At 75.8% G+C, this 8,810-nt stretch carries 1 protein-coding gene; it reads right to left on the bottom strand.

The annotated features are described in order from the left end of the window. A partial coding sequence (locus tag ABZ340_RS35920; protein WP_358786095.1) for an SDR family NAD(P)-dependent oxidoreductase occupies positions 1 to 8,810 on the bottom strand: 8,810 nt, incomplete at both ends.

The raw sequence follows: 8,810 nt of genomic DNA, 5'->3' as shown, positions 1-8,810 counted from the left end.
CCGTGCCGCAGGGCCTGCACCATCTTGATCACACCGGCCACGCCCGCGGCGGCCTGCGTGTGCCCGATGTTCGACTTCAGCGACCCCAGCCACAGAGGCCGTTCCGGGTCACGCCCCTGCCCGTACGTCGCCAGGAGCGCCTGCGCCTCGATCGGATCGCCCAGCGCCGTACCCGTCCCGTGGCCCTCCACCGCATCCACATCCGCCGCGGACAGCCCCGCGTTCGCGAGCGCCTTGCGGATCACCCGCTGCTGCGAGGGACCGTTGGGCGCGGTCAGGCCGTTGGACGCGCCGTCCTGGTTGACCGCACTGCCGCGCAGCACGGCCAGGACCTCGTGGCCGCGCTCCCGGGCCACCGACAGGCGCTCCAGGACCACGACGCCCACACCCTCGGCCCAGCCCGTGCCGTCGGCGCCGTCCGCGAACGCCTTGCAGCGGCCGTCGGCGGACAGCCCCCGCTGGCGCGAGAACTCCAGGAAGGCGTCCGGACTGGCCATGACCGTCGCGCCGCCGGCGAGGGCCATCGAGCACTCGCCCTGGCGCAGCGCCTGCGCCGCCAGGTGCATCGCCACCAGCGACGACGAGCACGCCGTGTCCACGGTGACGGCCGGTCCCTCGAAGCCGAAGACGTACGACACCCGGCCGGAGGCCACGCTCGCCGCCGTACCGGTCATGAGGTAGCCCTGGACGTCCTCGGGCACCTGGCGGAGGCGGGTCACGTAGTCGTGGTGGACGATCCCGGTGAAGACGCCGATGTCGCTGCCCCGGGTGGACAGGGGGTCGATACCGGCGCGCTCCAGCGCCTCCCAGGAGGTCTCCAGGAGCAGCCGCTGCTGCGGGTCCATGGCGAGGGCCTCACGCGGCGAGATCCCGAACAGCGCGGCGTCGAACTGCGCGGCCTCGTGCAGGAACCCGCCCTGCTTCGTGTACGAGGTGCCCGCGTGGTCCGGGTCCGGGTGGTACAGGCCTTCGAGGTCCCAGCCGCGGTCGAGCGGGAAGCCGGACACCGCGTCCCGCCGCTCCATGACGAGATTCCACAACTCCTCAGGAGTGTCGGCGCCGCCCGGCAGCCGGGTGCTCATCGCGACGATGGCGATCGGCTCGTCGGCGGCCGCCACGGCCGGGGCCGGGTCCGTCACCCGGGTGTCCTCACCCAGGAGCGCGGCCCGCAGGTGGTGGGCCAGCGCCTGCGGGGTGGGGTGGTCGAAGACGAGCGTGGCGGGCAGGTCGACGCCGGTGAGGTCGTGCAGCCGGTTGCGGAGTCTGACCGCGCCGAGCGAGTCGAACCCGAGGCTCTCGAAGGGCTGCCCGGCCTCGAAGTCGAAGCCGTCCGCGTCCCGGTGGCCGAGCACGACCGCGACGCTCTCCTTGATCAGGTCCGTCACCACGCGGTGCTGTTCCTCGGCCGGGAGCCCGGCCAGCCGTCCGGCGAACGCCTCGCCCGCGCCCTCGCTCCGGGCGACCACGCGCCGGGTCGTGCCGCCCGCCGCCGGGGACGCGGACGGCTGTACGGGCACGTCGGCGTCTTCTCCGTGGACGGCGTCCAGGCTCAGCGGGCCCAGTACGGCGACGGGTTCGCCGGCGGGGTCCGCCAGCTCGACGAGGTGCCGCCCGCCGGCCACCGGAGTGATCCGCGCCCGCAGTGCCGCGGCACCCTGCGCGTACACCGCAAGGGCGGCGCAGTCGGACAGGTCGCGCGGCCCGGTTCCGGTCGCATCGGCGGCGTCCAGGACGCGCAGCACGGTGTCGAGGAGCAGGGGGTGCAGGGTGAACTCGGCCGCCTCGTCGGCCGGTCCGTCCGGGAGCGCGATCTCCGCGAAGGTCCGTCCGTCCCGCTGCCACACGCGGTGCGCGCCGGGCGGGGACCCGGCACTGTCCGCGGGCAGCGGCCAGGTCCGCAGGTCGAAGGCCGGCTGCGGCATTCCGGGGAGGAGGACGGCACGGGCGTGGCACGTCCACGGTGCCTGCTCCCCGTCGGAGGTGCGGCCGTGGACGGTGGCGCGGCGGCGGCCGTCCGGGCCCGGGGCGCCGGCCGAGACCCGGATCTGGAGGTGGCCGTGCTCCGGGATCGTGGGCGGCGCCTCGACGACGGCCTGTTCGATGCCTCCGCAGCCCACCTCGTCGCCCGCCCTGACGAGCATCTCCAGGAGGGCGGCGGCCGGGACCCGCACGGCGCCGTCCGTCGCGCCGGGGACGGCGGACAGCCCGCGGCTGCGCGGCGTCAGGCGTCCGGTGAGGACGACACCTCCGTCGCCCGGTACCTCGACGACGGTGCCGAGCAGTGGGTGCCGGGCACTCACGGCGCCGAGGGCCTCCGCGCCGCCCGCCGGGGCGGTGTCGGTCTCGACCCAGTACCGCTGGTGCTGGAAGGCGTACGTGGGCAGCTCGGTCCCGGTCACGGTCCGGGTCCCGGTGGCCGGGTGCCCGAGGACGGCCGGCCAGTCCACGGCCACGCCGCGTACGTGCAGCCGCGCGAGGGCCGTCAGGACATCGGCGGGCTCGCTGCCGTCCTTGCGGAGAGTGGCGACGCACCCCTGCTCCCGGACGCCGGGCGCGGCGAGCGCCAGCGCGGCGAGGACGCCGCCCGGGCCCAGTTCGAGGTAGGTCGTGGCGCCCTGTGCGCCGAGCGCGGCGAGGGCGTCGCCGAACCGCACCGCGTGCCGCACCTGGTCGACCCAGTAGCCGGGGGCGGCGAGCTGTCCGTCCCGGGCGAGCTCGCCGGTCAGGGTGGAGACGACGGGAACGTCGCCCGGCCGGTACTCGAGCCGCTCCGCGACCGCGCGGAACTCGTCGAGCATGGGCTCCATCAGGTGCGAGTGGAAGGCGTGGCTGACGGTCAGCCGGCGCGTCCTGTGGCCGCGCCCGGCCAGTTCGCCCGCGGCCGCGAGGACGGCGTCCTCGGCGCCGGAGAGGACCAGCGCGCCGGGGCCGTTGACCGCCGCGACGCAGACCTCTCCCCCGGCCCCGTCGAGCAGCGGCGCCACGTCGGCCTCGGTGGCCTGGACCGCGACCATCGCGCCGCCCCCGGGCAGGGCCTGCATCAACCGGCCGCGCGCGGCGACGAGTTCGGCGGCCTGGTCCAGGTCGAGGATTCCGGAGACGTGCGCGGCCGTGATCTCGCCGATCGAGTGGCCCGCGAAGAGGTCCGGCCGTACGCCCCAGGACTCGAAGAGCCGGAAGAGCGCGGTCTCCAGGGCGAACAGGCCGGTCTGGGTGTACAGGGTCCGGTCGAGCAGTGCGGCGTCGGCCGATCCGGGCTCGGCGAGGACGACGTCGCGCAGCGGGCGTTCCGCGTGCCCCGCCAGGCGCGCGTCCAGGGCGGCGCACGCGGCGGCGAAGGCGTCCGCGAAGACCGGGAAGGTCTCGGCGAGCCCGCGGCCCATGCCCGCCCACTGGCTGCCCTGCCCGGTGAAGAGCACGGCCAGCTTGCCGTCGGCCGGGGCGCCGATGACGACCGCGGAGCCCGCCGTGCCCGCCGCGAGGGCGGTGAGGCCGGCCCGTGCCCGCTCCCGGTCGGACGCCAGCAGGACCGCGCGGTGGTCGAGGTGGGCACGGGCGGTGGCGAGCGCGTGCGCGGCGTCGGCGAGACGTACGTCGGGACGCCCGTCGAGGAAGCGGGCCAGCCGCTCGGCCTGTCCGCGCAGCCCGGCCGCCGTCTTCGCGGACACCGGCAGGAGGACGGGGGCGTCGGCCGCCGTCGGCCCGGCCGCCGGCTCGTCCGCTGTCGGCTCGTCGACCACCGGCTCGTCCGGAGCCGGCTCGGCCGAGGACGGTGCGCCGGGGGCCTCTTCGAGGATGACGTGCGCATTGGTGCCGCCGATGCCGAAGGAGGACACGCCGGCCCGGCGCGGGCGGCCGTCGCGCGGCCATTCCCGCGCCTCCGTCAGCAGCTCCACCGCGCCCGACGACCAGTCGACGTGGGTCGACGGGCGGTCCACGTGCAGCGTCCGGGGCAGGACGCCGTGCCGCATCGCCATAACCATCTTGATCACACCGGCGACGCCCGCCGCGGCCTGCGTGTGGCCGAGGTTCGACTTCACCGAGCCGAGCCACAGCGGCCGCTGCGGATCGCGGCCCTGCCCGTACGTCGCCAGCAGCGCCTCCGCCTCGATCGGGTCCCCGAGCGTCGTACCCGTACCGTGCGCCTCGACGGCGTCCACGTCCGTCGTCGACAGACCGGCGTGGGCCAGGGCCTTGCGGATCACCCGCTGCTGCGAGGGACCGTTCGGGGCGGTCAGGCCGTTGGACGCGCCGTCCTGGTTGACGGCCGACCCGCGGACCACCGCCAGGACCTGGTGGCCGCGGCGGCGGGCGTCCGAGAGCCGCTCGACCAGGAGCAGGCCCACCCCCTCGGACCAGCCGGTGCCGTCCGCGCCGTCCGCGAACGCCTTGCACCGGCCGTCGGGCGCTAGGCCGCGCTGCCGGGAGAACTCCACGAACGTCTCGACGGTGCCCATCACCATCACACCGCCCGCCAGGGCCATGGTGCACTCGCCGCGGTTGAGCGCCTGCGCCGCCAGGTGCAGGGCCACCAGCGAGGAGGAGCAGGCCGTGTCGACCGTGAGGGCGGGGCCCTCGAGGCCGAGGTGGTAGGCGACGCGGCCGGAGGTGACGCTGGCCGAGCCGCCGGTGAGGCGGAAGCCCTCGACGCCGGACGCCTGGTGCATGCGCACGCTGTAGTCGTGGCTGTTGACGCCGACGAACACGCCGACGTCCTGCCCGGCCAGCGTCGTCGGGTCGATCGCGGCCCGCTCGAATGCCTCCCAGGACGTCTCGAGCAGCAGCCGCTGCTGCGGGTCCATCGCCAGCGCCTCGTTGGGCGAGATGCCGAAGAAGGCGGCGTCGAACCCGGCGGCGTCGTCGAGGAAGGCGCCGTGGCGCACATAGGTGGTGCCGGCGTGGTCGGGGTCCGGGTCGAAGAGCCGGTCGGTGTCCCAGCCGCGGTCGTCGGGGAACCCGGTGACGGCGTCGACTCCGTCGGCGACCATGCGCCACAGGTCCTCGGGGCTGTGCACCCCGGCGGGGAAACGGCATGCCATCGCCACGATCGCGATCGGCTCGTCGCCCGTGCCCGGGGCGGAGGCGGGGACGGAGGCGGGGTCGTCCGTGCGCCGCCGCGCGTCGCCGAAGAGCCTGGTGCCCAGGTGCTCGGCGAGCGCCACCGGCTTCGGGTAGTCGAAGACGACCGCCGGGGGGAGGGTGAGGCCGCTCGCGTGGACGAGCCGGTTGCGCAGCTCCACCGCGGTCAGCGAGTCGAAGCCGGCGTCCTTGAACGACCGGTCGGCGCGCACGGCATCCACCGAGCTGTGCCCCAGGACCTCGGCAGCGTGCCGCCGCACCAGGCCGACCAGGGCCTCGGCCCGCTCGGCGCCGCTCAGCGCGGCGAGGCGGTCCGCCAGGGTCCCGGAGGAGGAGGCGGAGCGGGCCGCCGGCCGCGGCGTCGGCGCGAGAGAGCGCAGCAGCGCCGGCACGGGACCGTCGGCCGCCGCGCGGCGCAGGGCCGGCACGTCGAGCTTCGCGGCCACCAGCGTTCCGTCCGCGCCCGTCCCGGGGGTCAGGGCGGCGTCCAGGAGGGCCATGCCCTCGGCGGCGGTGAGGCCGGACATGCCGATGCGCCGGTTGCGCCGCAGGTCGGCGGCGCCCAGGTGCTCGGTCATGGCGCTGACCGTCGACCAGTAGCCCCAGGCGAGGGACACGGCGGGCAGACCGAGCCGGTGCCGCTGCCGTGCCAGGGCGTCCAGGCAGGCATTGGCGGCGGCGTAGTTGGCCTGCCCCGGGTTGCCGAGGACGCCCGCGGCCGAGGAGAACAGCACGAACGCGGCGAGGTCCAGCTCCCGGGTGAGCTCGTGCAGGTGCAGCGCCGCGTCCAGCTTGGGCCGCAGCACGGTGTCGACACGTTCCGGGGTCAGCTCGGTGAGCACGCCGTCGTCCAGGACGCCCGCCGCGTGCACGACCGCGGTCAGCGGATGCTCGGCCGGTATGTCCCGTATCAGCGCCTCCACCTGGACCCGGTCGGACGTGTCGCAGGCGGTGACGGTGACGGTCGCGCCCAGTGCGGCGAGCTCCTCGTGCAGCTCCAGAGCCGTGCCGCGCCGGCCGGCCAGGACCAGGTGACGGACCCCGTACGCGGTGACCAGGTGCCGCGCCGTCAGCGCACCGAGCGTTCCGGTGCCGCCGGTGATCAGGACGGTGCCCTCGGGGTCGAGGGCACGCGCGTGCGCCCCGGTCGCGGCGGAGACCCGTACCAGACGGGGCACCTCGGCGACGCCGCCGCGCACCCGAAGCTGCGGCTCGCCGCTCAGGACGACGGCCGGCAGCTCCGACCGGGAACCGTCATCGAGGTCCACGAGGACGATCCGGTCCGGGTGCTCCGACTGCGCCGAGCGCACCAGACCCCACACCGCGGCCGCGTCGAGCCCGTCGCAGTTCCCCGTGACCACGGCCAGCCGGGTCTCCTCCAAGGCGGGTTCCGCCAGCCACGCCTGGAGAACGGCGAGGGCCGCGCCGACCGCCGCGCGGGGGTCGCCCACCGCGGTCACGGCCCGGGCGTCGTACAGCAGGACGTCGGGAGCGGTCCCGTCCGCCCCGGCCACGGCGGCGACGTCCGCGCCGCTCGCGACGGCCGCCATGGCGGGGGCGCGGTCCACGGCGGGAAGCGGCAGCGGCGTCCACTCGACACGGAACAGGGAGTCGTGCGGCAGGGCCCCGGCGATGCCCGCCCGCTCGGGGGAGAACGGCGCCGCGCGCACACCCTCCACCGTCATGACGGGCTGCCCCGTGGGGTCGGTCAGCAGGAGACGTGCGCCCTGCGCCGACGCCTCTCCCCGGCGCACGCGCAGTGCGGTGGCACCCGACGCGAGGAGGGACACACCGGTCCACACCGACGGGAGCATGCCGCTCGGGACGACCGTACGGACGGCTGCGTCGAGGAGGGCCGGGTGCATCCCGTAACGCTCCGCGTCCCCCGCTGCGGCACCGTCCAGGGCGACTTCGACGACGTCGCCGTCCGGCTCCGGGGCGGCGGGCGTCCCGCAGTCGGCGGCGGGCGACAGCGTGCCGTGCGCGTGGCGGGTCCACTCCGCGTCCAACGGGGCGTCCGCGGCACGGGAGTAGATCTCCACCGGCCGCCGCCGCGTCCCGTCGGGCTCGCCCACGACGACCTGGATGCCGCGGCTGCCGTGCTGCGGCAGCACGACGGGCGTGTCGACGGTCAGTGTGTCGAGGACGGGGGCGGAGGCCAGGTCGCCGAGCCGGACGGACAGCTCGACCAGGGCGGTGTTCGGCACGACGACGGCACCGGACAGCAGGTGGTCCGCGAGCCAGGGGTGCGTCCTGAGCGACCACCGCGACGTGGCCATGAGCCCGCCCGAGCCCGGCACGCTGACGACCGCGCCGAGCAACGGGTGATCGGCTCCGGCCAGTCCGAGGGAGGTCGCGTCGGTGGGGGTCCCGGCCGGCTCGAGCCAGTAGTGCCGGTGGTCGAAGGCGTACGTCGGCAGTTCCACGCCCGCCGCCATGGTTCCGGCCGGCAGGACGCCGGTCCAGTCCACGGGCAGACCGCGCACGAACAGCTCGGCCATGGAAGCCAGGAGCCGGCGCAGACCGCCGTCGCCGCGCCGCAGCGAACCGGTCACCAGCGCGTCCGCGTCACCGTCGGCGTCGTGGACGGCCTCGGTGATCGGCTGGACCAGCACCGGGTGGGCACTGACCTCGACGAAGACGCCGTGACCCTGGGCCAGGAGCTCGGCGACCGCCGGGCCGAACCCGACCTGGCCGCGCAGGTTCCGGTACCAGTAACCGCCGTCGAGCACGCCGGCGTCCTCGACCCAGGAGCCGGTGACGGTGGAGTAGAACGGCACCGCCGGGGCCTGGGCCTCCATGCCGGACAGAGTCTCGGCCAGGGTGTTCTCGATGTCCTCCACATGCCGGGTGTGCGAGGCGTAGTCCACCGCCACCCGGCGCACCCGGACGCCGTCGCGCGAGAGGGCCTCAAGCGCCTCGTCCAACGCTTCCGCGTCGCCCGCGACCACCACCGAGTTGGGGCCGTTGACGGCGGCGACCTCGACCCGGTCCGCCCAGCGCGCCAGGCGCGCGACCGCCTCGCTCTCGGCCAGCGCGACCGAGGCCATGCCACCGCGCCCCGCCAGCCGCTCGGCAATCGCCTGGCTGCGCAGCGCCACCACCCGTGCCGCGTCCTCCAGCGACAGCGCACCGGACACGCACGCCGCCGCGATCTCACCCTGCGAGTGCCCGAGCACCGCGTCGGGTCGTACCCCGACCGACGACCAGACGGCGGCCAGCCCCACCATCACCGCGAAACTGGCCGGCTGCACCACATCCACACGCTCCAGCAGCCCGGCATCCGCCTCCCCGCGCAGCACGTCGACCAGCGACCAGTCGATATACGGCTCCAGCGCCGCCGCGCACTCCGCGACCCGCTCCGCGAACACCGGCGAGGACTCCAGCAACTCCCGCCCCATACCGGCCCACTGCGAACCCTGGCCCGGGAACACCCACACCACCTTGCCCGGCCCGCCCGCGCTGCCGGTCACCAGGTTGGGCGCGCTCTCGCCCCGGGCCAGCGCCCGCAGCCCGGCCAGCGCCTCGTCCCGCGAGCCGGCCACGACCACCGCACGCTCACCCAGCAGCGCCCGGTGGGAGACCAGCGCCTCGGCCACCGAGGCCGGCGGCACCTCGTCGGCGCCTTCGACGAAAGCCGCGAGCCGTTCGGCCTGGCCCGCCAGCGAGGCGGCGTTGTGCGCCGACACCACCAGCGGCACCACACCACCCGGCACCACCTCGTCCGCGAC

It is taken from the genome of Streptomyces sp. NPDC006134 (assembly GCF_040628835.1).
Lineage (GTDB): Bacteria > Actinomycetota > Actinomycetes > Streptomycetales > Streptomycetaceae > Streptomyces.
The sequence above is the reverse complement of the archived record's forward strand: the minus strand, read 5'-3'. Positions and strand labels throughout refer to the sequence as shown.